Source organism: Roseovarius sp. 217 (genome assembly GCF_000152845.1).
Taxonomy (GTDB): domain Bacteria; phylum Pseudomonadota; class Alphaproteobacteria; order Rhodobacterales; family Rhodobacteraceae; genus Roseovarius.
Genome location: NZ_CH902584.1, coordinates 1,343,370 through 1,368,031 on the forward strand (window position 1 = coordinate 1,343,370; position 24,662 = coordinate 1,368,031).

At 61.7% G+C, this 24,662-nt stretch carries 19 protein-coding genes; 17 read left to right on the forward strand and 2 right to left on the reverse strand.

Going from position 1 to position 24,662, the window contains the following annotated elements:
- The first annotated feature begins 48 nt into the window (after nucleotides 1-48).
- From gltB to ROS217_RS23145, 8 genes are all read left to right on the forward strand, one after another.
- Nucleotides 49-4,581: a glutamate synthase large subunit gene (gltB, locus tag ROS217_RS06415; protein WP_040650418.1), complete on the forward strand. Its 4,533-nt coding sequence runs from the start codon at nucleotides 49-51 to the stop codon at nucleotides 4,579-4,581.
- A 90-nt stretch (nucleotides 4,582-4,671) separates the two neighbouring features.
- Nucleotides 4,672-5,391 carry a monofunctional biosynthetic peptidoglycan transglycosylase gene (mtgA, locus tag ROS217_RS06420; RefSeq protein ID WP_009816878.1) on the forward strand — a complete coding sequence of 240 codons (720 nt, stop codon included), beginning with the start codon at nucleotides 4,672-4,674 and terminating at the stop codon, nucleotides 5,389-5,391.
- 59 nt (nucleotides 5,392-5,450) lie between these two features.
- Entirely contained in the window at nucleotides 5,451-6,116 is a 666-nt protein-coding gene (gene fzlA / locus ROS217_RS06425; protein ID WP_009816879.1) for an FtsZ-binding protein FzlA, read from the forward strand.
- Between the two features lie 118 nt (nucleotides 6,117-6,234).
- Nucleotides 6,235-7,317 (forward strand): tRNA epoxyqueuosine(34) reductase QueG, encoded by a 1,083-nt coding sequence (queG, locus tag ROS217_RS06430; RefSeq protein WP_040651185.1) that lies wholly within the window; start codon nucleotides 6,235-6,237, stop codon nucleotides 7,315-7,317.
- 20 nt (nucleotides 7,318-7,337) lie between these two features.
- The gene (locus ROS217_RS06435; protein WP_009816881.1) at nucleotides 7,338-9,338 is read left to right on the forward strand and encodes a hydantoinase/oxoprolinase N-terminal domain-containing protein; all 2,001 of its coding nucleotides are present in this window, start codon (nucleotides 7,338-7,340) and stop codon (nucleotides 9,336-9,338) included.
- Between the two features lie 77 nt (nucleotides 9,339-9,415).
- Nucleotides 9,416-10,609, forward strand: coding sequence for a glycine C-acetyltransferase (locus ROS217_RS06440; RefSeq protein WP_009816882.1), 1,194 nt, complete (start codon nucleotides 9,416-9,418; stop codon nucleotides 10,607-10,609).
- Nucleotides 10,610-10,620: 11 nt separating this feature from the next.
- The gene (gene tdh, locus ROS217_RS06445; RefSeq protein ID WP_009816883.1) at nucleotides 10,621-11,643 is read left to right on the forward strand and encodes an L-threonine 3-dehydrogenase; all 1,023 of its coding nucleotides are present in this window, start codon (nucleotides 10,621-10,623) and stop codon (nucleotides 11,641-11,643) included.
- A 96-nt stretch (nucleotides 11,644-11,739) separates the two neighbouring features.
- Nucleotides 11,740-12,720 (forward strand): Hint domain-containing protein, encoded by a 981-nt coding sequence (locus ROS217_RS23145; RefSeq protein WP_009816884.1) that lies wholly within the window; start codon nucleotides 11,740-11,742, stop codon nucleotides 12,718-12,720.
- A 6-nt stretch (nucleotides 12,721-12,726) separates the two neighbouring features.
- On the opposite strand, the gene ROS217_RS06455 is transcribed toward ROS217_RS23145, so the two are convergent.
- Nucleotides 12,727-13,185 (reverse strand): Lrp/AsnC family transcriptional regulator, encoded by a 459-nt coding sequence (locus ROS217_RS06455; RefSeq protein ID WP_009816885.1) that lies wholly within the window; start codon nucleotides 13,183-13,185, stop codon nucleotides 12,727-12,729.
- A 139-nt stretch (nucleotides 13,186-13,324) separates the two neighbouring features.
- On the opposite strand from ROS217_RS06455, the gene ald reads away from it, so the two are divergent.
- From ald to ROS217_RS06475, 4 genes are all read left to right on the forward strand, one after another.
- Nucleotides 13,325-14,437, forward strand: coding sequence for an alanine dehydrogenase (gene ald / locus ROS217_RS06460; protein WP_009816887.1), 1,113 nt, complete (start codon nucleotides 13,325-13,327; stop codon nucleotides 14,435-14,437).
- Nucleotides 14,438-14,560: 123 nt separating this feature from the next.
- Nucleotides 14,561-15,607: an ABC transporter permease gene (locus ROS217_RS06465; RefSeq protein ID WP_009816888.1), complete on the forward strand. Its 1,047-nt coding sequence runs from the start codon at nucleotides 14,561-14,563 to the stop codon at nucleotides 15,605-15,607.
- Nucleotides 15,608-15,623: 16 nt separating this feature from the next.
- A complete protein-coding gene (locus tag ROS217_RS06470; RefSeq protein WP_009816889.1) occupies nucleotides 15,624-16,808 on the forward strand; it encodes an ABC transporter permease in 1,185 nt (394 codons plus the stop codon).
- Nucleotides 16,809-16,878: 70 nt separating this feature from the next.
- Nucleotides 16,879-18,966 (forward strand): dipeptide ABC transporter ATP-binding protein, encoded by a 2,088-nt coding sequence (locus ROS217_RS06475; RefSeq protein WP_040651188.1) that lies wholly within the window; start codon nucleotides 16,879-16,881, stop codon nucleotides 18,964-18,966.
- A gap of 32 nt (nucleotides 18,967-18,998) precedes the next feature.
- Here the strand turns inward: ROS217_RS06475 and ROS217_RS06480 are convergent, their stop codons facing one another.
- The gene (locus tag ROS217_RS06480) at nucleotides 18,999-19,958 is read right to left on the reverse strand and encodes an L-malyl-CoA/beta-methylmalyl-CoA lyase (protein WP_009816891.1); all 960 of its coding nucleotides are present in this window, start codon (nucleotides 19,956-19,958) and stop codon (nucleotides 18,999-19,001) included.
- A 256-nt stretch (nucleotides 19,959-20,214) separates the two neighbouring features.
- Between ROS217_RS06480 and dgcN the strand changes: the two genes are divergently transcribed.
- From dgcN to ROS217_RS06505, 5 genes are all read left to right on the forward strand, one after another.
- Nucleotides 20,215-21,216, forward strand: a complete 1,002-nt coding sequence (gene dgcN / locus ROS217_RS06485) for an N-acetyltransferase DgcN (RefSeq protein ID WP_009816892.1) — start codon at nucleotides 20,215-20,217, stop codon at nucleotides 21,214-21,216.
- Between the two features lie 30 nt (nucleotides 21,217-21,246).
- On the forward strand, nucleotides 21,247-22,212 hold the full coding sequence (gene dgcA, locus ROS217_RS06490; RefSeq protein ID WP_009816893.1) for an N-acetyl-D-Glu racemase DgcA: 966 nt from the start codon (nucleotides 21,247-21,249) through the stop codon (nucleotides 22,210-22,212).
- A gap of 4 nt (nucleotides 22,213-22,216) precedes the next feature.
- Nucleotides 22,217-23,077, forward strand: coding sequence for a D-amino-acid transaminase (locus ROS217_RS06495; RefSeq protein WP_040651189.1), 861 nt, complete (start codon nucleotides 22,217-22,219; stop codon nucleotides 23,075-23,077).
- Nucleotides 23,078-23,173: 96 nt separating this feature from the next.
- The gene (locus ROS217_RS06500; protein WP_009816895.1) at nucleotides 23,174-23,665 is read left to right on the forward strand and encodes a VOC family protein; all 492 of its coding nucleotides are present in this window, start codon (nucleotides 23,174-23,176) and stop codon (nucleotides 23,663-23,665) included.
- A gap of 56 nt (nucleotides 23,666-23,721) precedes the next feature.
- The gene (locus ROS217_RS06505) at nucleotides 23,722-24,585 is read left to right on the forward strand and encodes a branched-chain amino acid aminotransferase (RefSeq protein WP_009816896.1); all 864 of its coding nucleotides are present in this window, start codon (nucleotides 23,722-23,724) and stop codon (nucleotides 24,583-24,585) included.
- The last annotated feature ends 77 nt before the right edge of the window (nucleotides 24,586-24,662 follow it).

The following is a 24,662-nucleotide window of genomic DNA, read 5'->3' on the forward strand; positions in this document are numbered from 1 at the left end:
TAAAGAATAAAACGGATGCGCCGCGGCGCAGGATGAGGAGTGATTGCGATGTCAAACTTCGATAGCAACTGGGCCGCCAAAGAAGAGGCCAAGCGCGACTGGATGGCCGAGAACGGGATGTATGCGCATGAAGAGGAGCATTCCTCTTGCGGTGTTGGTCTTGTGGTGTCGATTGATGGTCAACCGTCGCGCCGCGTGGTCGAGGCAGGGATCAACGCGCTCAAGGCGATCTGGCACCGGGGCGCTGTGGATGCCGATGGCAAGACCGGCGATGGCGCGGGCATTCATCTGCAAATCCCGGTGTCGTTCTTTTATGATCAGATTCGCCGCACCGGGCATGAGCCCAACGAGAGCCGCCTGGTTGCTGTCGGTCAGGTGTTCTTGCCGCGCACCAATTTCGGCGCGCAGGAACAGTGCCGGACCATCGTGGAAACCGAAGTGCTGCGCATGGGTCATACGATCTATGGCTGGCGGCATGTGCCGGTGGACATCACCTGTCTGGGGGACAAGGCCAATGCGACGCGCCCTGAGATCGAGCAGATCCTGATTTCCAACGCCAAGACAATTGGGGAAGAGGAATTCGAGCGCGAGCTTTATGTGATCCGCCGCCGGATCGAAAAGGCAGTGCAGGCCGCCGGGATCATGGGATTCTACATGGCCAGCCTGAGCTGCCGCAGCATCATCTACAAGGGGATGATGCTGGCCGAGCAGGTGGCGGTGTTCTATCCGGATCTGATGGACGAGCGGTTCAAGAGCGCCTTTGCGATCTATCACCAGCGCTATTCGACCAATACATTCCCGCAATGGTGGTTGGCGCAGCCGTTCCGCATGTTGGCGCATAACGGTGAGATCAACACGCTCAAGGGCAATACCAACTGGATGAAAAGCCATGAGATTCGCATGGCAAGCGGGGCCTTTGGCGATCTGGCCGAGGATATCAAGCCGATCATCCCGCAGGGATCAAGCGACAGTGCAGCCCTGGATGCGGTGTTCGAGGTGCTGGTGCGCGCCGGGCGGTCTGCGCCGATGGCCAAGACCATGCTGGTGCCCGAGTCGTGGTCCAAGCAGGCCGAGGAGCTGCCGCAGTCCTGGCGGGACATGTATTCCTATTGCAATTCGGTGATGGAGCCTTGGGACGGTCCGGCTGCGCTTGCGATGACCGATGGTCGTTGGGTTTGCGCCGGGCTTGACCGCAACGGGCTGCGCCCGATGCGCTATGTGGTGACGGGCGACGGTCTTGTCATTGCCGGGTCTGAGGCCGGAATGGTGCCGATCGACGAACGCACGGTCAAGGAAAAGGGCGCGCTTGGGCCGGGGCAGATGCTTGCCGTGGATATGGCCGAGGGCAAGCTCTATCACGATTCAGAGATCAAGAACCGGCTGGCCAATGCGCAGCCCTTTGGCGACTGGGTCGGCAAGATCAACGAGCTGGATGAGGCGCTGGCGGTGGTGAGCGAAGCGCCGATCTATTCCGGGGCGGAGCTGCGCACGCGGCAGATCGCGGCAGGCTATAGTATCGAAGAATTGGAACAAATCCTCGCCCCGATGGCCGAGGATGGCAAAGAAGCGGTGGCGAGTATGGGCGACGACACGCCGAGCGCCGTGCTGTCCAAGCAATATCGCCCTCTGAGCCATTTCTTTCGGCAGAACTTCAGTCAGGTGACAAACCCGCCGATTGACTCCTTGCGCGAATACCGGGTGATGAGCCTCAAGACGCGGTTTGGCAACCTCAAGAACGTGCTGGACGAGTCGAGCGCGCAGACCGAGATTCTGGTGCTGGAGAGCCCGTTCGTGGGCAATGCCCAATGGGCGGAGATGATCAAGCAGTTCAATGCCGATGTGACCGAGATCGACTGCACGTTTGCGCCCGGCAAGAACGCGCTGCAAGAGGGTCTGGAGCGTATTCGGGCCGAGGCAGAGGATGCCATCCGTTCTGGCACCGGGCATCTGATCCTGACGGATCAGAACCAAGGTGAAAACCGTGTCGGCATGCCGATGATTCTGGCGACGAGTGCGGTCCACAGCCATCTGACGCGCAAGGGATTGCGGACGTTTTCGAGCCTGAATGTGCGGTCGGCCGAATGTATCGACCCGCATTATTTCGCGGTGCTGATCGGGGCCGGGGCAACGGTGGTCAATGCCTATCTGGCCGAGGATAGTATCGCCGACCGGATCGCGCGGGGATTGATCGACGGCAGCCTGACCGAGGCGGTGGCGCGCTATCGCGCGGCGATTGATCAGGGTCTCTTGAAGATCATGTCGAAGATGGGGATTTCGGTGATTTCCTCGTATCGCGGCGGTCTGAATTTCGAGGCGGTGGGCCTGAGCCGCGCCATGTGCGCAGAGTATTTCCCCGGTCTGACCAGCCGGATCAGCGGTATCGGCGTGTCTGGGATTCAGGCCAAGCTGGAAGAGGTGCATGGGCGCGCCTATGCGGCCGGGCAGGATATTCTGCCGATCGGCGGGTTCTACAAGGCGCGGAAATCGGGCGAAACCCATGCCTGGGGTGCGCAGACGATGCATATCCTGCAAACCGCCTGCAACAAGGCGAGCTATGAGCTCTGGAAGCGGTATAGCGCCGCGATGCAGGCCAATCCGCCGATCCATCTGCGCGATCTGATGGCGATCAAGCCAATGGGCAAGGCGATCCCGATTGAAGAGGTCGAGAGCGTGACCGCGATCCGCAAGCGGTTTGTCACGCCGGGCATGTCCCTAGGGGCGCTCAGCCCCGAGGCGCATAAGACGCTCAACGTGGCGATGAACCGGATCGGGGCGCGGTCGGACAGTGGCGAGGGCGGTGAAGATCCGGCGCATTTCACGCCGGAGGCCAATGGCGACAACCCGTCGGCCAAGATCAAGCAGGTGGCGAGCGGTCGCTTTGGCGTGACTGCGGAATATCTCAACAATTGCGAGGAGTTGGAGATCAAGGTCGCCCAAGGGGCCAAGCCCGGTGAGGGCGGGCAGTTGCCGGGCATGAAAGTGACCAAGCTGATTGCGCGGCTGCGGCATTCGACCGAAGGCGTCATGCTGATCAGCCCGCCGCCGCATCACGATATCTACAGTATCGAGGATCTGGCGCAGCTCATCTATGACCTCAAGCAGATCAATCCCAACGTCAAGGTCTGCGTCAAGCTGGTGGCCCAATCGGGCGTGGGCACGATTGCCGCCGGGGTGGCCAAGGCCAAGGCGGACGTGATCCTAATCTCGGGGCATAATGGCGGTACGGGCGCAAGTCCCGCGACCTCGATCAAATACGCGGGTCTGCCGTGGGAGATGGGGCTGACCGAGGCGCATCAGGTGCTGAGCATGAACAATCTGCGCGAGCGGATCACGCTGCGCACCGATGGCGGCCTGCGCACGGGTCGTGACATCGTCATGGCGGCGATGATGGGGGCCGAGGAATACGGCATCGGCACCGCCGCGCTGATCGCCATGGGCTGTATCATGGTGCGTCAGTGCCAGAGCAACACCTGCCCGGTTGGGGTCTGCACACAGGACGAGGCGTTGCGCGCCAAGTTTACCGGCAATGCCGAGAAGGTGGTGAACCTGATTACCTTTTACGCGCAGGAAGTGCGGGAGATTCTGGCCAGCATCGGCGCGCGCAGTCTGGATGACGTGATCGGGCGCGCGGATCTGTTGACGCAGGTCAGCCGTGGGTCGGCGCATCTGGACGATCTGGATCTCAACCCGATGCTGATCACCGTCGATGGGGCCAAGGATCAGCGTTATGATCGGTTGCGTCCGCGCAACGAGGTGCCCGATACCCTTGATGCGGAAATCGTGCGTGATGCACAGCGGTTCCTCAACGATGGCGAAAAGATGCAGTTGCATTATGCGGTGCAGAACACGCATCGGACCGTCGGAACGCGGGTGTCCAGCCATATCGTGCGCAAGTTTGGCATGCGCAACAGCCTGCAGCCGGATCACCTGACGGTGAAGCTGACGGGGAGTGCGGGGCAATCGCTGGGTGCCTTTGCCGCGCCGGGGCTGAAGATCGAAGTTTCGGGCGATGCCAATGATTACGTCGGCAAGGGTCTCTCGGGGGGGACTATCGTGGTGCGTCCGCCGATGGCAAGCCCGCTGGTTGCGTCGCAGAACACGATCATCGGCAATACCGTGCTCTATGGCGCGACCGATGGGTATCTCTTTGCCGCCGGGCGCGCAGGCGAGCGGTTTGCCGTGCGCAACTCGGGTGCGAAGGTGGTGATCGAGGGCTGTGGCAGCAACGGCTGTGAATACATGACCGGCGGTGTGGCGGTGATCCTGGGCGATATCGGGGCCAATTTCGGGGCCGGGATGACCGGTGGCATGGCCTATCTCTATGATCCGCAAGGCCGCGCGTCGGCCCTGGTCAATGGCGAGACATTGGTGAGTTGCGCCGTAACAGAGCCGCATTGGGAGGCCGAGTTGAAAGGGCTGATCGAGCGGCATGTGGCCGAGACCGGAAGCCGTTGTGGGCAGGATATTCTGCAATACTGGGATCAGGAGCGGGTAAATTTCATCCAGCTTTGCCCCAAGGAGATGCTCAACAAGCTGAGCCATCCGCTGGGTATGGTGCCAGAGGCTATTCCGGCGGAATAGAGCCTGTTGCGGCCCGGTTTCTCTGCAAGAAATCGGGCCAGCACTGCCAAACGGGTTTTGCTGCGCGCGCGGTGTCGCTATAGCAGAGTCATGGCACGGGCGCGCAAATCAAGTGCTTCGCGAAGCACGGCACGATTGAACCCGACAGCATGGCTGTTGCGGTGGGCATGGCGTGTGGCCGTGGTGGCCGTCGTGATCGTGCTGGGCGTGATTGCCGTGCATCGGGAGATCGAGCCGCCTAAGACCTATTACATGGGACAGGAAGAACGACGGTTGGGCACAATCGCGCGCGACTGGGTGCCGATGGCGCGGATAGCGCCTGTGATGGCGCGCTCTCTGGTGGCGGCGGAGGATGCCAACTTCTGCCAGCACTGGGGCTTTGACATGGCCGCGATTCGCACCGCGATTGCCGAAGGATCAGGGCGGGGTGCCTCGACCCTCAGCCAGCAGGTGATCAAGAATGTGTATCTCTGGCATGGGCGCAATTGGCTGCGCAAGGCGCTGGAGGCCAGCCTTACGCCGGTGGTCGAGACGGTCTGGTCCAAGCGGCGGATCATTGAGGTCTATCTCAACGTGGCGGAATTCGATGAGGGTGTGTTTGGCGTTGAGGCGGCGGCGCAGCATTATTTCGGCGTGAGCGCCCAAGACCTGAGCGCGGTTCAGGCCGCGCGGCTCGCGGCGGTCTTGCCCGATCCAAAGGGGCGATCCGCGTCAAAGCCATCGCAAGCCTTGCGCAACCGGGCGGCGGGAATTCTGGACGGGGCGGCGACGATTGACCGAGACGGGCGGGCCGCCTGTTTCGAGGATTGAAAATCGCGGCCAAAGGGGGCATTGAGGGACAACCCCCAAGACCCAAGGTGTGATTTTCCATGGCCAAACTCTATCATGTTCCCCTGTCGCCCTATTGTCGCAAGGTGCGGCTGAGCCTGGCCGAAAAGCGGATCGAATGCGAGTTGGTCGAGGAGCGCTATTGGGAGCAGGACCCGGATTTCTTGCGTCGGAACCCGGCCGGTAAGGTGCCGGTGCTCAAGATCGACGGCAAGACCATGTCGGAGAGCGCGGCAATCTGTGAGTATCTCGAGGAGAAATATCCCGAACCGTCGTTGATGCCCAAGGGCACCGATGCGCGCTATGAGGTGCGGCGGCTGGTCGGGTGGTTTGACGACAAGTTTCACCGCGAAGTGACCAGCAAGCTGGTCTATGAGCGGGTCAACAAGAAGGTGATGAAGCTGGGCTTTCCCGACAGTCGCAATGTCAAGGATGGGGCGCGAGCGGTCAAATACCATCTGGATTACATGGCGTGGCTCCTGGATCATCGCCGGTGGTTGGCCGGAGATGTGATGACGCTGGCGGATTTTGCCGCTGCGGCGCATCTGAGCGCGCTGGATTACATCAGCGATGTGGATTGGACCCGCAGCGAGGCGGTCAAGGACTGGTATGCCAAGATCAAGTCGCGCCCGGCGTTCCGGGGGATTCTGGCGGATCAGGTGCCGGGATTCCCGCCGCCCCCGCATTATGCCGATCTGGATTTTTGACAAAGCATGTTGCTCAAAAGTGGGAACCGGTTTTGAGCTACTCGAACATGCGACATGACTCAGGGGCGCTGCCCCTCTTGGCCTGCGGCCAATTCACCCCGGAGTATTTGCCGGCATGATGAAAGATGGGCTGAAACAGAGACTGGTTGCGCAGGCGCGCGCCGAAGGGTTCGACGCCTGCCGACTGTGTCGTCCCGGGGATGTGGGGCATGTGCCGGAGCGGTTGGCGGCGTTTCTGGCGCGGGGCTATCACGGGCAGATGGGGTGGCTCGCGGAGCGCAGCGCATGGCGCGGCGCGCCTGAGGTGCTCTGGCCCGAGGCGCGGACGGTGATCATGCTGGGAGAGAGCTATACGCCGGAGGGCGACCCGCTGGCGGGGCTGGCGCGGCGCGATTGTGGCAATATCTCGGTTTATGCCCGCAACAGAGACTATCACAACACGGTCAAGAAGCGATTGAAGCGGCTGGCGCGGTGGTTGATCGAGGCGGGCGGTGGGGAGGTGAAGGTGTTTGTGGACACGGCCCCCGTACCCGAAAAACCGCTGGGACAGGCGGCGGGATTGGGATGGCAGGGCAAACACACCAATCTGGTGAGCCGCGAGTTGGGGAGTTGGTTCTTCCTTGGGTCGGTGTTCACGACCTTGGATTTAGAGACTGATCCGGCGGAAGTCGATCATTGTGGGTCTTGCCGCGCCTGTCTCGATATCTGTCCGACGGATGCCTTTCCCGCTCCCTATCAGTTGGACGCGCGGCGCTGCATTTCCTATCTGACGATCGAGCATAGGGGGCCGGTGGATGAGGATTTGCGCGCCGGTTTGGGCAATCGGATTTATGGCTGTGACGATTGTCTGGCGGTCTGTCCGTGGAACAAGTTTGCCGTTGCCGCGCGCGAGGTGAAGTATCATGCGCGCGAGGATCTGGTGACGCCACGGCTGGCGGAGCTGGCAACGCTGAACGATGCAGGGTTTCGCGAGACGTTTTCCGGCAGTCCGATCAAGCGGATCGGGCGCGACCGGTTTTTGCGCAACGTGCTCTATGCGATTGGCAATTCCGGCGATCCGGGGCTGCGCGGCGTGGCGCAGGCGCAGTGCGAGGATGCCGATGCGGCGGTGGCGGATGCGGCGCGCTGGGCCGTGCTGCGACTGGATCGTGACGCAAACGGGCTGGCATCGCGCGTGAAACCCGCTACACCCCTAGCCTGAGATACCAAGAGGGCAGGCAGATGGCGTTGTTGTTGGGCGTGGACACAGGCGGCACCTATACGGACGCCGTTCTGATCCGGGATGAGCGTGAGGTGATCGCGAGTGCCAAGGCGCTGACGACACGGGCTGATCTGGCCGTTGGGATCGGGGCTGCGGTCGAGGCCGTGCTGCGCGAGAGCGGGGCGGATGTGGGCGAAATCGGTCTGGCCTCTTTGTCCACCACTTTGGCGACCAATGCACTGGTCGAAGGGCAAGGCGGGCGTGCGGGCCTCGTCTATATCGGGTTTCGGGCGGCGGATTTGCAGGCGCATGGGCTGGCAGAGGCGTTGGGTGGTGATCCGGCGCTTGTGCTGAGCGGTGGCCATAACCATGCCGGAGGCGAGGCGGTGCCGCTGGATAAAGACACGCTTTTGGCTTGGTTAGAGACTGGAACAGGAGCAGAGGCCTATGCGGTGGCCTCGCTCTTTGCCACGCGAAACCCAGGCCATGAATTGGCAGCGGCCGAGATGATCCGCGCGGTCACGGGACGGCCCGTGAGCCTGTCGCATCATCTGTCGGCCAAGCTGAACGGGCCGAAGCGGGCGCTGACGGCGCTGCTCAATGCGCGGCTGATCGGGATGATTGCGCGGCTCATCGACCGGGCCGAGGGCAAATTGCGCGAGTTGGGGATACACGCGCCGCTGATGGTGGTGCGGGGCGACGGTGCCTTGATCAGCGCGGATCAGGCGCGGGAACGGCCCATTGAGACGATCCTGAGCGGGCCTGCGGCAAGCATCGTGGGCGCGCGTTGGCTGACCGGCGCGGAGCATGCGCTGGTGTCGGATATTGGTGGGACGACGACCGATGTGGCGGTGCTGCGCGAGGGGCGACCAGCGATTGATCCCGAAGGCGCGCGGGTCGGCCCGTGGCGCACGATGGTCGAGGCGGTGGCGATGCGGACCTTTGGCCTAGGTGGCGACAGCGAAGTGCATGTGCGCGACGAGGGGCTGGAGGGGGGTGTGATGCTTGGGCCAAGGCGTGTCGTGCCGGTGAGCCTGATGGCGGCAGAGGCACGCGACGCGGTGCATGGTGTCCTGGAGGAACAGTTGCGCGCGGCGGCCCCCGGTGAGCATGACGCGCGATTCGTGCGCGCGGTGCCGGGGATCGAAGCGGGCGGGCTGGGCGAGCGGGAAGAGGCGCTGTTGGGCCGGATTGGGGTCGATGTGCGCCCCGTGGGCAAAGTACTCAAGACCCGGATGGATGGCGCGGCGCTGACGCGTCTGGTGCGCCGGGGGCTGGTGCAGGTTGCGGGTATCACGCCGTCGGATGCAAGCCATGTGCTGGGCGGATTGGACAGTTGGGACGCAGAGGCCGCGCGCATGGCGCTGGATCTGGTGGCGCGCAAGCGGACGGGGTCGGGCAACCGGCTGGCAGAGGGGCCGGAACATTTGGCGCGGATGATCGTGGATCGCCTCACGCATCAGACAAGTTTGGCCTTGTTAGAGACTGCTTTTTCCGAAGAAGAGATGGATTTTGGCCTCTCGCCTGCGGCGCTGGCAGAGCATGTGCTGATGCAAAAGGGTCTTGATGGGCATCGCGGTCTGGTGCGGATCGAGAGCGGGCTGGCGGTGCCGGTGATCGGGCTGGGCGCCTCGGCGGCGAGCTATTATGGCGCGGTGGGCGACCGGTTGGGCTGCGACATGATCCTGCCCGCGCATGGGGGCGTCGCCAATGCGATTGGCGCGGTGGTGGGCCGGGTCACGATCCGGCGGGGCGGCACCGTGACATCGCCGTCCGAGGGAAAATTCCGCGTGCATCTGGAGAGCGGGCCAGAGGATTATGCCGCGTCCGAGGCGGCGATGGCGGCGCTCGAGGCGGTTTTGCGCGCCGAGGCGCAGGCCGAGGCCGAAGCGGCGGGGGCGGTGGATATTCATGTGACAGCGCGGCGCGCCGTGAAAGAGGCGCAGGCGGAGGCGAGGCGGGTATTTCTGGAGGCCGAAATCGTGGTAGAGGCGAGTGGACGGCCAAGAATTGCCGTTTGAAGCGTGGGGGCGCGGCCCCCGTCGCCCGATGGGCGACTCCCCCGGAGTATTTCGGGAACAGTGAAAGGGAGGGCGACATGACAGCTGCGGATCGGTTTGACGCGGATATGGCGGAGCGGCTGGACGGCCTGCGCGCCGAGGGGCTGTATAAGAGCGAGCGGGTGATTGCCTCGATGCAGGCGGGCGAGGTAACGCTGGCGGATGGGCGCGCCGTGGTGAACCTCTGCGCCAACAACTATCTCGGGCTGGCGGATAACCCGGAGATTATCGCGGCGGCGCATGGCGCGCTGGATCGCTACGGGTTTGGCATGGCGAGCGTGCGGTTTATCTGCGGGACGCAGCAAGAGCATAAAGAGCTGGAGGCGCGGATTGCCGGGTTTCTGGGGAAAGAGGATGCGATCCTCTATGCGGCGGCCTTTGATGCCAATACCGGTTTGTTCGAGACGATTTTGGGGCTTGAGGATGCGATCATCTCGGATGCGCTCAATCATGCGAGCATCATCGACGGCGTCCGGCTCTGCAAGGCGGAGCGCTATCGCTATGCCAATCGCGACATGGCTGATTTGGAGCGGTGTTTGCGTGAGGCGCGGGGCGCGCGCCATCGGTTGATCGCCACGGATGGCGTGTTTTCGATGGATGGGTATTACGCGCCCTTGGATGAGATTTGCGATCTGGCCGCGCGCTATGATGCGATGGTGATGGTGGATGACTGCCATGCCACCGGGTTTGTCGGCGAGACCGGGCGCGGGACGCCGGAGCGGTTCGGGGTGATGGACCGGGTGGATATCCTGACTGGTACGCTGGGCAAGGCGCTGGGCGGGGCCTCGGGCGGCTATACGGCGGCGAGTGCGCAGGTGGTGGATTGGCTGCGGCAACGCTCGCGCCCCTATCTTTTCTCCAACACGCTGGCGCCGGTGATTGCGGATGCCTCGCTCAAGGTCTTTGACATGCTGGAGGAGGGCGCGGAGCGGCGCGCGCGGCTTTGGGAGAATGCCGGGTATTTCCGGGAGCGGATGGGCGCGCTGGGCTTTGAATTGCTGCCCGGAGAGCATGCGATCATTCCGGTCATGTTGCGCGATCCGAAACTGGCGCAGGAGATGGCAGCGCGGTTGAATGCACGGGGCGTTTATGTGACCGCCTTCAGTTTCCCGGTGGTGCCCAAAGGGCAGGACCGGATCAGAACGCAAATGAGCGCCGGGCTTAGCCGCGGGATGCTGGACCGGGCGATTGACGCCTTTGCGGTCGTGGGCCGCGAATTGGGAGTGATCTGATGCAGAACGAGATGAAGGCGCTGGTCAAGGCCAAGGCGGAGCCGGGGCTCTGGATGGAGTATGTGCCGGTGCCCGAGGTGGGGCCATCGGATGTGCTGATCAAGGTGCGCAAATCGGCGATTTGCGGCACTGATGTGCATATCTGGAAATGGGATGAGTTCAGCGCGAAAACGGTGCCGGTGCCGATGGTGGTGGGGCATGAGTTTGTCGGTGAGATCGTCGATACCGGCGCGGCGGCGGTGAAATACCGGATCGGGCAACGGGTCAGCGGCGAAGGGCATATTGTCTGCGGCACCTGTCGGAACTGTCGCGCGGGTCGTGGGCATCTGTGCCGGAATACACGCGGGGTGGGCGTGCATCGGCCGGGGAGTTTCGCCGAGTATCTGTGCATTCCGGAGAGCAATGTGGTGCCGATTCCAGAGGATATTCCCGACGAGATCGCGGCGATTTTTGACCCCTTTGGCAATGCTGTGCATACCGCGCTGAGTTTCGATCTGGTGGGCGAGGATGTGCTGGTCACGGGGGCAGGACCGATTGGCATCATGGGGGCGCTGGTCGCGCAGAAGGCGGGCGCGCGCAAGGTTGTGATCACCGATATCAACCCTTACCGCCTTGAACTGGCGCGGCGGATGGGCGTGCAGCATGTGGTCGATGTGGGCCGCGAGCAGCTGCGCGATGTGATGGCAGAGATCGGGATGACCGAAGGGTTTGACGTGGGTCTGGAAATGTCGGGTGCGGCCCCTGCCATGCAGCAGATGATTGCGCGGATGAACAATGGCGGTAAGCTGGCGCTCTTGGGCATTGCGCCCACGGAATTTGCGGTGGATTGGAACGCGGTGATCTTTAAGATGCTGCATATCAAGGGGATCTATGGCCGCGAGATGTTTGAGACCTGGTACAAGATGATCGCGTTGGTGCAATCGGGGCTGGATGTGTCGGGCCTCATCACCCACCGGATCGGGATCGACGATTTCGAGCAAGGATTTGCCGCGATGATTTCGGGCAATTCGGGCAAGGTGGTGATGGACTGGTGAGGGCCGGATTACCTTCAATTCTAGGCAAATAGATCGGGGGCGTTAGGCTGCGTTTCATAGTCTCTGACCCAAGGTGCCGCAAAGGAGCGGCGCGGCATGGTCAAGACTTTTGAGGGCCTCGATAACGAATTCGCGGTGGCGACGGGCGGTAATGTCAACACTGGGCCGGGGATATCAACCTTTGATTATCCGCCCGATGGCACATTCGATCTGCTTGTCACCTCGCATGAGGGCGACACAAATCCCAACCTCTTTCAGATCGGAGAGAGCTATACGGTCAGTTGGACTGGAAATGGCGGTGGCGGCCTGTTGGAGGATGCCGTCGCGGTGCGCAGCGATCTGGCACCGAATGGCGGTGGGATCGTGGTGTTCGAGGGGCTCGATCAGAATGGCGACCTGGCGCAGGTGGTCTGGTCGCCGGGTTTCGATCTGGAGAGTTGGTACTGGGCGAATTTCAACCATGGGGCCTCGCCAGGGTTTTACACGACGGATCGGACTGCGAGTTATACGCATCAGTTCGTCTGCTTTGCGGCGGGTACGGGGATTGCCACACCAAAGGGCGCGCGGCGGGTCGAGACGCTGGAACCGGGTGACAGGGTCGAGACGCGGGATCATGGGGTGCAGCGGGTGCTCTGGGTCGGGCGGCGCGTGGTGCGGGGCATTGGGGCGGATGCGCCGGTGCGGTTCGAGCCGGGGAGCATCGGCAATCGCGACATGCTGCTGCTCTCGCCGCAGCATCGGGTGATGATCCGCTCGCCCATGGCGGAGCTGCTCTTTGGCGCGCATGAGGTGCTGGTGCCCGCCAAGGCGATGATCAACGGGCGGGCGATCCGCGCGGCGCCTGTTGCGCGCGTGACCTATGTGCATCTGCTCTTGGAGCGGCACGCGCTCCTCGACGCGGCGGGCGGCGCGCCGTGTGAGAGCCTGTTTCCGGGGGATGTTGCCACGGGGCTGTTGCGGGCCGAGTTGCCGGAGGGATTGCCGCGCTACCGCGCGGCGCGCCTGATGCTGACCTATCGCGAAGCCCGCTGCGTGGTGGGCGCGCGGATGCCGGTGGCGCGGATGGCGATGCTATAGGCGCCTTTAGATCGGCAGGGCCGTGGTCTTGAATACGGTGCGCAGCGCAAAGCTCGACTGCATCTTGGCCACACCGGGCAGACGGGTGAGGTATTGGCGGTGGATGCGGGCGAAATCCTCGGTATCCTCGGCCACGACCTTGAGGATATAGTCGGCGGTGCCGGCGGTGAGGTGGCATTCGAGCACGTCGGGGACGCGCGAGACTGCCTTTTCGAAGGCATCCAGCACGTCGTCGGCCTGTGTGGTCAGGGTAATTTCAACAAAGATGGTGGCGGGCACGCCCATCTTGCGGGGGTCAAGGAGGGCGACATAGCCCTTGATATAGCCGTCGGATTCGAGGCGCTGCACGCGTCTGTGACAGGCGGAGGCGGACAGATTGACCTCTTCGGCGAGGTCTGCGTTGGAAATGCGCCCGCGTCGCTGAAGCACGTTCAACAAGCGACGATCTGTCGGATCAAGGGACATAGACGCAATACCTTTCCAACCAAGCACGATTATCCCGAAGGATATTCACAAAATACCGTAGAAGGCGAGCGATTTTTCAATCCCATTGCGCGCGATCCGGTGCAGGATTCGCCCAAAATCAAACAGGGAGAAGCATAACATGAGAATCGGTTGCCCAACAGAAATCAAGCCGCAGGAATTTCGCGTGGGCGTCACGCCCATTGCTGCACAAGAGGCCGTGAGCCACGGCCATGAGGTTCTGATCCAATCCGGGGCCGGACTGGGCGCCGGGTTTGACGACGCGGCCTATCAGGCGGCGGGGGCCAAGATCGTCGGCACCGCCAAGGAAATTTTCGCGCAGGCGGATATGGTGGTGAAGGTCAAGGAACCGCAGGCCGGCGAGCGCAAGATGCTGCGCGCGGGGCAGGTTCTGTTCACCTATCTGCATCTGGCACCGGACCCCGAACAGACCAAGGACTTGCTGGCCTCTGGCGCGACCTGCATTGCCTATGAAACGGTGACGGATCGCGCGGGCGGTCTGCCGCTGCTGGCGCCGATGTCAGAGGTCGCCGGGCGTTTGGCCCCGCAAGTGGGCGCATGGACGCTGCAAAAGGCCAATGGCGGGCGCGGTGTGCTGATGGGCGGCGTGCCCGGTGTGGGCCCGGCGCGGGTGATCGTGATCGGCGGCGGTGTCGTGGGCACGCATGCGGCCAAGATCGCCGCTGGCATGGGCGCGGATGTGACCGTGCTCGATCGCTCCTTGCCGCGTCTGCGCTATCTCGATGACGTGTTTGGCGGCACGTTCAAGACCGGCTATTCCTCGGCCGGGTTGCTGGAAGAATTGCTGCCGCTGGCGGATATGGTGATTGGCGCTGTGCTGATCCCCGGTGCCGCCGCCCCCAAGCTGGTGCGGCGCGATCAGTTTCCGATGATGAAGCCGGGCGCGGTGCTGGTGGATGTGGCGATTGACCAAGGCGGATGCTTTGAGACCTCGCGCGCCACGACGCACCAAGACCCCATCTATGAGATCGACGGGATCATGCATTACTGCGTGGCGAATATGCCGGGGGCCGTGGCGCGCACCTCGACGCTGGCGCTGGGCAATGCAACGATGCCCTTCATGCTGGCGCTGGCCGACAAGGGCTGGAAACAGGCCTGTGCCGATGATGCGCATTTGCTCAACGGTCTGAATGTGCATGCCGGGCAACTGACCTATGCCGCCGTGGGCGAGGCGCTGGGGATTGCGACGGTTGACCCTAAATCCTTGATCTGAAGGGCTGCGCCCCCGGTCTGAACAGGGCCGGGGGCGTTTTCTGACAAGGTGGGGTCGCAAATGATGCTGGACCGCCTGCCCCCTCTCGACTAGCGTCATTGAAAACGCCAACAGGGGGCGACTATGGCCATGTTCATCCTGCGTCGCGTCGGGGTCATGATCCTGACGGCGCTCTGCCTGACGTTTATCGTTTTCTTTCTGACCAACCTCTATCCCAATCTGGAAAAGCTCGCCAAGACGCAGGGCGATTTCCGCATGAGCGATGAGGAGGTGGCGAGCTATCTGGGCCGCAATGGGTATTTGCAGCCCATGGCCGTGAAATACGGGCAATGGTTGGGTGTGGTGCCGGGGTTCGTGATCGAGGATCGCGACGGGGTGACACGCGGGCAGTGTATCGAAGCCGGGACCGCCCCCGAAGATGCCCCGCGATTCTGTGGTATCCTTCAGGGGGATTGGGGCTATTCCACCGTGTTTCGGGAGGATGTCGGCAAGATCCTGAACGACAAGCTGGCGCTGACCGGAAAGCTCATGTTCTGGGTGATGGTGCTGATGGTGCCGTCTGCGCTCATCCTCGGGATTTTGGCGGGGATGCGCGAGGGGTCGCGCACCGACCGGACGCTGTCGACGATTGCCATCACCACGACCGCGACGCCGGAATATGTGTCGGGCGTGCTCTTTATCGCGGTGTTTGCCAGCACGGCCGTGGGCCTTAAATGGTTCAAGGGCACCGCAACTGCGGCGATGGATGGGGCGAATTTCGAGAATTTCTTTTTGCCGGTGCTGACCATCGCGCTCTATGGCATGGGGTATATCGCGCGGATGACGCGGGCGAGCATGGCCGAGGTGATGACCGCACAATATATCCGCACGGCCCGCCTCAAGGGCGTGAGTTTTCCCAATGTGGTGATGAAACATGCGCTGCGGAATGCATTGATTGCGCCATTTACCGTCATCATGCTGCAGTTTCCCTGGCTTTTGAACGGCGTTGTCATCGTCGAGACGCTGTTCAACTACAAGGGCTTTGGCTGGACGCTGGTGCAGGCGGCCGGGAACAATGACATTGAATTGCTGCTGGGGGTTTCAGTGATCTCTGTGGTGGTCGTTCTGGTGACGCAACTGATCTCGGATATCGGGTACGTCTATCTCAATCCGCGCATCAGCGTTCGCTAAAGGAGGTATCGGGGCCATGGACGCACTGAGCTGGAGCGACATCATCCTGCGCATGCTGGAGCAGTTCACGCCAGTCTGGATCGCATTGATCGTGACCTTTGTCCTGTCATTCTCGTTCAAGCGGCATCTGGGCCTTTATGGCAAGCTGTTTGACAGCCCGATTGGGATGGTGGGCTATGCGATGGTGATGTTCTGGGTGTTCACCGGGGTTTTCGGCGGTGGCTTCGACATGATCGTGACGCATGACGTTCTGGCGCAATCCGCTCCGATGAAGAACAAGGGGCCGGGCACGGCCTTTACTCAGCTGATGGGCACGCCGGACCCGAATGCCTATCCCTATTACCTGCTGGGCGGGGATAACCTCGGGCGGGATGTGTTCAGCCGGATGGTGGTCGGCGCATGGGAGGTGATCAAGATTGCCCCCTTTGCCAGCCTCTTTGCCTTTATGGTCGGGATCACGCTGGGGCTGCCTGCGGGCTATTACGGCGGCAAACTGGATACGTTCCTTTCGTTTCTCGCCAATCTGATCCTCGCCTTTCCGGTGATCCTGCTGTTTTATCTGCTGGTCACGCCCGAGATCGTTCTGACGGGAATTCCTGTCTATATGGCGGCGGTGCTGTTTCTCTTTCCCATCGTGTTTCTGGTGCTGCTCTGGAACTCGCGCTATCACACGCAGCCGTCGCGGCGGAATGTCTATGTGGGGATCACGCTGGTGATCGGTCTCTGGCTTTATCTCGGGATTGCCTGGGATGCCGACCCGCTGGGACTGGTCAGTTTTCCGCCGAATCTGCTGGTGGTGTTCGTGGCGGTTGTGTTCGTCAATTCGCCCACGGTGTTCCGGATCGTGCGCGGTCTGACCATGGACATCAAGACGCGCGACTATGTGGCCGCGGCACAGACGCGGGGTGAGCGGCCGTGGTATATCATGCTCTGGGAAATCCTGCCCAATGCGCGCGGGCCGCTCTTGGTCGATTTCTGCCTGCGGATTGGCTATACGACGATCCTTTTGGGCACATTGGGGTTCTTTGGTCTGGGCCTCAGCCCCGAGAGCCCGGATTGGGGCAGCACCATCAATGACGGGCGCAAATTGCTGACGATGTATCTACATCCCGCTCTGCCGCCGGCCTTTGCGCTGTTGTCTTTGGTTCTGGGGCTCAACCTGTTGGCGGATGGGCTGCGCGAAGAAAGCCTGCGCGATTGACGAGTCGAAGATGAGTATTTGAAGAACGATGAAAGAGGGCGGCAGCGCCCCGGTGACAAGGGAGATGGACATGGCCAAGCTGGACTATGACGGGCCGATCCTCGAGATCGAGAACCTGTCGATTTCCTTTTTCACCCGGCTGCGGGAGATTCCGGCGGTGATGGATTTCTCTGTCACGGTGCAACCCGGCGAGGCGGTGGGCCTTGTGGGCGAATCCGGCTGTGGCAAATCCACGGTGGCGTTGGGCGTGATGCGCGATCTCGGCGTCAATGGTCGTATCGTCGGCGGAACGGTGCGGTTCAAGGGCCGCGATCTGGGCGATATGAGTGCTGCCGAACTGCGCGACATTCGCGGCAACGAGATCGCGATGATCTATCAGGAGCCGATGGCGAGCCTGAACCCGGCCATGCGGATCGGCAAACAGCTGATCGAAGTGCCGATGATCCACGAGGGGATTTCCGAGGCCGAAGCCCTAGCGCGGGCGCTGGAGGTGGTGCGCGATGTGAAGCTGCCCGATCCCGAGCGGATCATGCGCAGCTATCCGCATCAGTTGAGCGGTGGGCAGCAGCAGCGGATCGTGATTGCGATGGCGCTGATGTCTAAGCCGTCGCTGCTCATTCTGGATGAGCCGACGACCGCGCTTGATGTGACGGTCGAAGCGGCGGTGGTGGAGCTGGTCAAGGATCTGGGCAAGAAATACGGCACGTCGATGCTGTTCATCAGCCACAACCTTGGCCTTGTGCTGGAGACCTGCGACCGGATTTGCGTGATGTATTCCGGTGAGGCGGTCGAGACCGGCAGTATTCGGGACGTGTTCGACAAGATGCAGCATCCCTATACGCAGGCGCTGTTTCGGTCGATCCCCCTGCCCGGAGCGGATAAGAACACGCGGCCCTTGAAGGCCATTCCGGGAAATTTTCCATTGCCGCATGAGCGCCCGGACGGCTGTAACTTCGGGCCACGTTGCGATTATTTCAGGGCGGGGCTCTGCGACAAGTTTGACATTCCCATGGTTGGGATCAAGGGCGATGATCGCCACTTTACCCGCTGTTTGCGGATTGACGAGATTGATTGGCATGCGCCTATGGAGGCCATGGCACAGCACGAGGCGACCGTGCCGGGCAAGGTCGTGCTCAAGATGGAGAACCTCAAGAAATACTATGAGGTGGCCGCGAATGCGCTCTTTGGGGGGAGCAGCGGCAAAAAGGTGGTCAAGGCCAATGAAACGCTGAGTTTCGAGGCGCGCGAGAGCGAGACTCTGGCGATTGTGGGCGAGTCGGGCTGTGGTAAATCCACCTTTGCCAAGGTGCTGATGGGGTTGGAGACCGCGACCGAGGGGCAAATCCTGCTCGATAACCGCAATATCGAGCAGGTGCCGATCGAGAAGCGCGATACGCAGACGGTGGCCGATGTGCAGATGGTGTTTCAGAACCCGTTCGACACGCTCAACCCGTCGATGACGGTGGGTCGTCAGATCATCCGCGCGCTGGAGGTGTTTGGCATTGGCGACACGGATCAGGCGCGGCGGGACGAGATGCTGCGCCTGCTGGATCTGGTCAAGCTGCCGCGTGAATTTGCCGAGCGGATGCCACGGCAATTGTCGGGCGGGCAGAAACAGCGGGTGGGCATTGCCCGCGCCTTTGCCGGGGGCGCGCGGATTGTGGTGGCTGACGAGCCGGTTTCGGCGCTGGATGTGAGCGTGCAGGCGGCGGTGACGGATCTCTTGATGGAGATTCAGCGCAAGCAGAAGACGACATTGTTGTTTATCAGCCATGATCTGAGCATCGTGCGCTATCTCAGCGACCGGGTGATGGTGATGTATCTGGGGCATGTGGTGGAACTGGGCACGACCGAACAGGTCTTTGCCCCGCCTTATCATCCCTATACCGAGGCGCTGCTATCGGCGGTGCCGATTGCCGATACGCGGATCACCAAGAAACATATCGTGCTGGAAGGCGATGTGCCCTCGGCGATGAACCCGCCACCCGGCTGCCCGTTCCAGACGCGGTGCCGTTGGAAAGCGCAGGTGCCGGGGGGGCTGTGTGAGCGCGAGGTGCCGCCGGTGCGCGAGTTGGTGCCGGGGCATCAGGTGAAGTGCCACCTGTCGCAAGAGATGTTCGACCGGATGGAGCCGGTGATCACCGTTGCGGCGGAGTGAGGGGGCGACTGCCTGTGTCGCCCCCGTTCGGATTACTGCCCCGCGATCATCTCGGACTGTTTGACGATCACCTCGGCCTGTTTGATCGAGGCGATGTCGACCAAGCGGCCCTTGTAGGTGGTAGCGCCTTCGCCGCGCGACTTGGCCTCTTCCATCGCAGCCAGAATTTCGCGGGCTTCTTGCACAGCGGCGTCGGAGGGCGTGAAAATCTCATTGGCGATGGCAATCTGCTTGGGGTGGATGGCCCATTTACCAACCATGCCAAGGGTGGCCGACCGGCGCGCCTGCGCGCGAAAACCCTCGTCATCCGAGAAATCGCCAAACGGGCCGTCCACCGGCAAGAGACCATGGGTGCGACAGGCGGCGACGATGGCGGTCTGTGCCCAATGCCACGGGTCTGACCAATAGCGCTGACCCTCGCGCAGCATATAGTAATCCTCTTGCGTGCCGCCGATGCCGGTGGTCTGCATTCCCATGGAGGCGGCAAAATCGGCGGCGCCAAGGCTCATCGCCTGAAGTCGGGGCGAGGCGGAGGCGATGTCCTCGACATGGGCGATACCAGCGGCGGATTCGATGATGACCTCGAAGGAGATCCGCTTGGCGCGGCCCTTGGCGGCCTCGATGGCGGTGACGAGCGCATCAACGGCATAGATGTCCGCGCCGCAGCCGACCTTGGGGATCATGATCTGATCAAGCCGGTCGCCTGCCTGTTCCAAGAGGTCCACGACATCGCGATACCAGAAGGGGGAATCGAGGCTGTTGATGCGGACAGAGAGGTATTTCTTGCCCCAATCGACGGTATTGATCGCCTGAATGGTGTTCTGGCGGGCGATGCCCTTGTCGGTGAGCGCGACGGAATCTTCGAGGTCGATATTGATCACATCAGCGGCGCTGGCCGCCATTTTCTCGAAGAGTTTGGTGTTGGAGCCGGGGCCGAAGAGCTGGCAGCGGTTGGGACGTGCGGGCGGGGTCGGTTGCAGGCGAAAGCTCATGATCTGGCGGCTCCGTTCAATAAGGAAATTGCGGGATTGTCGCGTTTGTGGTTATGAAATTGCGCGGGGCTCTGCAAGGCAGATTTCCCCTGCGTCTTGCTTGGGCAGTGAATGTGCGGAGTGAAGAAAATTCGATGAATATTATAAATATTCGAAGAATGATGTGTAAATTGTGAGTTAGACATGAAATCAAACAGCAAATCGCGGGCATTTCATAGGAACTTTCCAGTCAAACGCCATTGAGTGAGGACGCGCCATGATCGAGACCCCCTATCTATTGTTTCTGGGCGATGCGCCCGACATGCTGGCGGCGAAGGTCGCTATTGGCATCCGTGACTGGCGGCCCGAGAATGCCGTGGGTCAGTTACGTTTGCCCGGTTGCGGCGCCGATCTGGGCCTGCCTGAGATGACGCTGGCCGAGGCCAAGGCGGCAGGGGTCAAGACTGTGGTGATTGGTGTGGCCAACCGGGGCGGGGTGATCAGCCAGGAGTGGAAGAAGGTGCTGGTTGCGGCGTTGGAAGAGGGGTTCGATCTGGCGTCAGGCTTGCACAACCTCTTGCGCGAGGAGGCGGATTTGCGCGCGGTCGCCGAGGCAACGGGCCGCAAGCTGCATGATGTGCGGGTGCCGTCGGTCAAATATCCCATCGCGGATGGCAAGAAGCGGACCGGCAAACGCTGTCTGGCGGTGGGCACGGATTGCTCTGTGGGTAAGATGTATACCGCCATGGCGATGGAGCGCGAGATGCACGCCAAGGGGATGAAGGCCACGTTCCGGGCGACCGGGCAGACGGGGATTCTGATCACCGGCGATGGCGTGCCGCTCGATGCGGTGATCGCGGATTTCATGGCCGGGTCGGTGGAATGGCTGACGCCGGATAACGACCCGGATCATTGGGATTTGATCGAGGGGCAAGGCAGCTTGTTCCATGTGTCCTTTTCCGGGGTCACGATGGCGTTGATCCATGGTGGGCAACCCGACGCGCTGATCCTGAGCCACGAGCCGACACGGGTGCATATGCGCGGATTGCCCGAGTATACCCCGCCGACGCTGGAGGCGTTGCGCGATATGGTTCTGCCGATTGCACGGATCGCCAATCCGGCCTGTCAGGTTGTCGGGGTGTCCGTCAATACGCAGCATATGACCGAGGATGCGGCGCGTGCCTATCTGGCAAAGGTCGAGACGGAGATGGGATTGCCTGCGACCGATCCCTACCGTTTTGGAGCCGAAAAGCTGGTGGCTGCTCTGGCGGCGATTTGAGTATTTTAGGCAAGATGAAAGGGGGCGCCTGTGCAGATTGATGTAACGCGGGATGTGTTCCGGCTGGCGCAGGTGTTTACCATCAGCCGGGGATCACGGACCGAGGCCAAGGTCTTGACCGTGCGGATCACCCAAGGCGGTGTGACCGGCTGGGGTGAATGCGTGCCCTATGCGCGCTATGATGAAACGCTCGAGAGCGTAACCGCGCAGATCGAAGGACTGCCAGCGGAATTAACGCGGGCCGCGCTCTATGACTTGCTACCGGCTGGTGCGGCGCGGAATGCGGTGGATTGCGCGCTCTGGGATCTGGAGGCGAAGCGCGCGGGGCGTCGTGTTTGGGATCTGGCGGGGTTGCCTGTGCCGGGGCCAGAGATCACGGCCTATACGCTGTCGCTTGATACGCCAGAGGCGATGCAAGCACAGGCCGAGATACATGCGCATCGCCCGATGCTCAAGATCAAGCTGGGCACGCCGGATGACATGCCACGGCTCGAGGCGGTGCGGCGGGGCGCGCCGGAGGCAAAGATCATTGTGGATGCCAACGAGGGGTGGAGCGCCGAGGTCTATGCCGATTTGGCACCGCATCTGGTGCGGCTTGGCGTGGCCTTGGTCGAACAACCGCTGCCCGCCGGGGATGACGCGGCGCTGATCGGCATGGCGCGCCCGGTGCCGGTCTGTGCCGATGAATCCTGCCATGATCGGGGCAGTTTGCCGGGATTGAAGGGCAAATATGACGTGGTCAATATCAAGCTGGACAAAACTGGCGGTCTGACCGAGGCGCTGGCCCTGCGGGAGGCCGCATTGACCGAGGGCTATGGGATCATGGTCGGCTGCATGGTCGGCAGCTCGCTTGCGATGGCGCCTGCGGTGCTTGTGGCACAGGGCGCGATGGTGACAGACCTTGACGGGCCGCTGCTTCTGGCCGAAGACCGCGAGGACGCTTTGATTTTCGATGCCGCAGGCGTACATCCGCCGCGGCCCGAGTTATGGGGATGAGACCATGCGCACTGTCTATGTAAACGGCGAGTATCTGCCGGAAACCGAGGCCACCGTTTCGATTTTCGACCGGGGGTTCCTGATGGCCGATGGCGTTTACGAGGTGACAAGCGTGCTGGGGGGCAAGCTGATTGATTTCGGCGGGCATCTGGCGCGGCTGGAACGGTCGCTGAGCGAGCTCGACATCAAGAAACCGGCGGCGTTTGGAGATCTGCTGGAAATCCACCGCGAATTGGTGCGGGCGAATGATATCGTCGATGGTCTGGTGTATCTTCAGGTCACGCGCGGCAGCGATGGCGACCGTGATTTCGTCTTTCCTGATGCAGAAACCACAGAGCCGACATTGGTGTTGTTCACCCAGTCCAAACCCGGTTTGGCGGCTAATCCGGTTGCCAAAAAAGGCATCAAGATCATCAGCATAGAGGATATTCGCTGGGGTCGGCGGGATATCAAGACGGTGCAGCTCTTGTATCCGTCGATGGGCAAGATGATGGCCAAGAAGGCCGGCTGCGATGACGCCTGGATGGTCGAAGACGGCCATGTGACCGAGGGCACCAGCAACAATGCCTATATCGTCAAAGGCAACCGGATCATCACGCGGCAGTTGTCGAATGACATCCTGCACGGGATCACCCGTGCCGCCGTGCTGCGCTTTGCCCGTGAGGCGCAGATGGAGGTTGAGGAGCGCGCCTTTACGATTGATGAGGCCAAGGATGCCGATGAAGCGTTCGTGACTTCGGCGAGCGCGTTTGTCATGCCGGTGGTCGAGATTGACGGGGTCGCCCTTGGGGGCGGTGTGCCGGGCCGGGTTGCGGCGCGGTTGCGGGAAATTTATCTGGACGAGAGCCTGAAAGCGGCGGTCTGAGCCGCGCATTTCTGCACAGAATATGGGCGGAATCGGGGAATTGAGTGCGGGGGGCGTTGAGGCCATTCTAGGGGAAACCTGAGATTGGAGCCGCAAATGACCCCCGTTCATCCGCAAGCCCGCATCGGCCATGTGCATCTGAAAGTGGCCGATCTTGACCGCGCCATCGGATTCTACTCCGGTGTCCTAGGCTTTGAATTACAACAGAAATTTGGCACTCGAGCGGCGTTTCTGTCGGCTGGCGGCTATCACCATCACCTTGGCTTGAACACTTGGGAGAGCCTCGGCGGGAGGCCTGCGCCCAAGGGTCATACCGGCCTCTATCACACCGCGTTTCTCTATCCGGACCGGGCGCAGTTGGCGGATGCGCTGCGGCGGGTGATCAAGGCTGGGATTTCGATCGAGGGGGCGGCAGATCATGGGGTGAGTGAGGCGATTTATGTGAGTGATCCGGATGGGAATGGTGTGGAGCTATACTGCGACCGCCCCGAATCCGAATGGCCGCGGGATGCCGCGGGTAATCTGGCGATGGGCAATGATCCCATTGATTTGAATGAACTTTTGTCGCATGCCCCGGCAGAGGGCTAGACGATCCGGCGCGCAGAGCCTAGGCTAGTCTCATCGCATCAGGAGAGGGCGCGCAGATGGCGACGGGCATAAATATTCGCACATATTTCAATGGCTTATGGCATGATGGCGACCCGGCGGTGATCCGGGCGGCGGATCATGGGGCATGGTTGGGCACTACGGTGTTTGACGGGGCACGATATGTTGATGGAATTGCCCCGGATATCGCTAAACATTGTAGTCGGGTGAATGCCTCGGCCAATGCATTGATGATCACGCCGACGGTTGACCCACAAGATATGGTAGAGATCATCTGGGAGGGGTTGAAGGCCTATCCCAAGGAGGCCGCGATCTATATCCGGCCAATGTATTGGGCGCTGGAGGGCGGCGATCTGGGAATTGTACCCAAGGAAGGCGCCACGGGGTTTGCCATCAGCCTTGAGGAAATCCCGATGCCACCGCAGGGATTCAGCACGACGCTGTGCCGGACCCGGTTTCGACGCCCGGTGCTGGAGGATGCGGTGGTCAATGCCAAGGCGGGCTGCCTCTATCCCAATAACGCACGGATGCTGAAAGAGGCGCGAAACAAGGGGTTTGGCAATGCTCTGGTGGCGGATGCGCTGGGCAACGTGGCCGAAACCGCGACCGCCAATGTCTTTGCTGTCAAGGATGGCGAGGTGTTCACGCCGATCCCCAATGGCACGTTTCTGGCGGGGATCACGCGGGCGCGGCATATCGAGAATATGCGTCGGGCGGGCATGCCGGTGCATGAGACCGTGATGACATTTGACGATTTCCACGTGGCGGATGAGGTGTTTCTGTCCGGAAACCTGATGAAAGTGACGCCGATCTCGGCCTTTGAGGATACTAAATATAGTCTCGGCCCGGTAACGGAACGCGTGCGGGAATTATACTGGGACTGGGCGCATTCCGCCAACTGAGCGGGATGTGTACAGGCTGTACGTTTCGTACGCGCAGTCTGTACACAAGGTGAAGCTCTGATTTCTTTTCAGAGTCG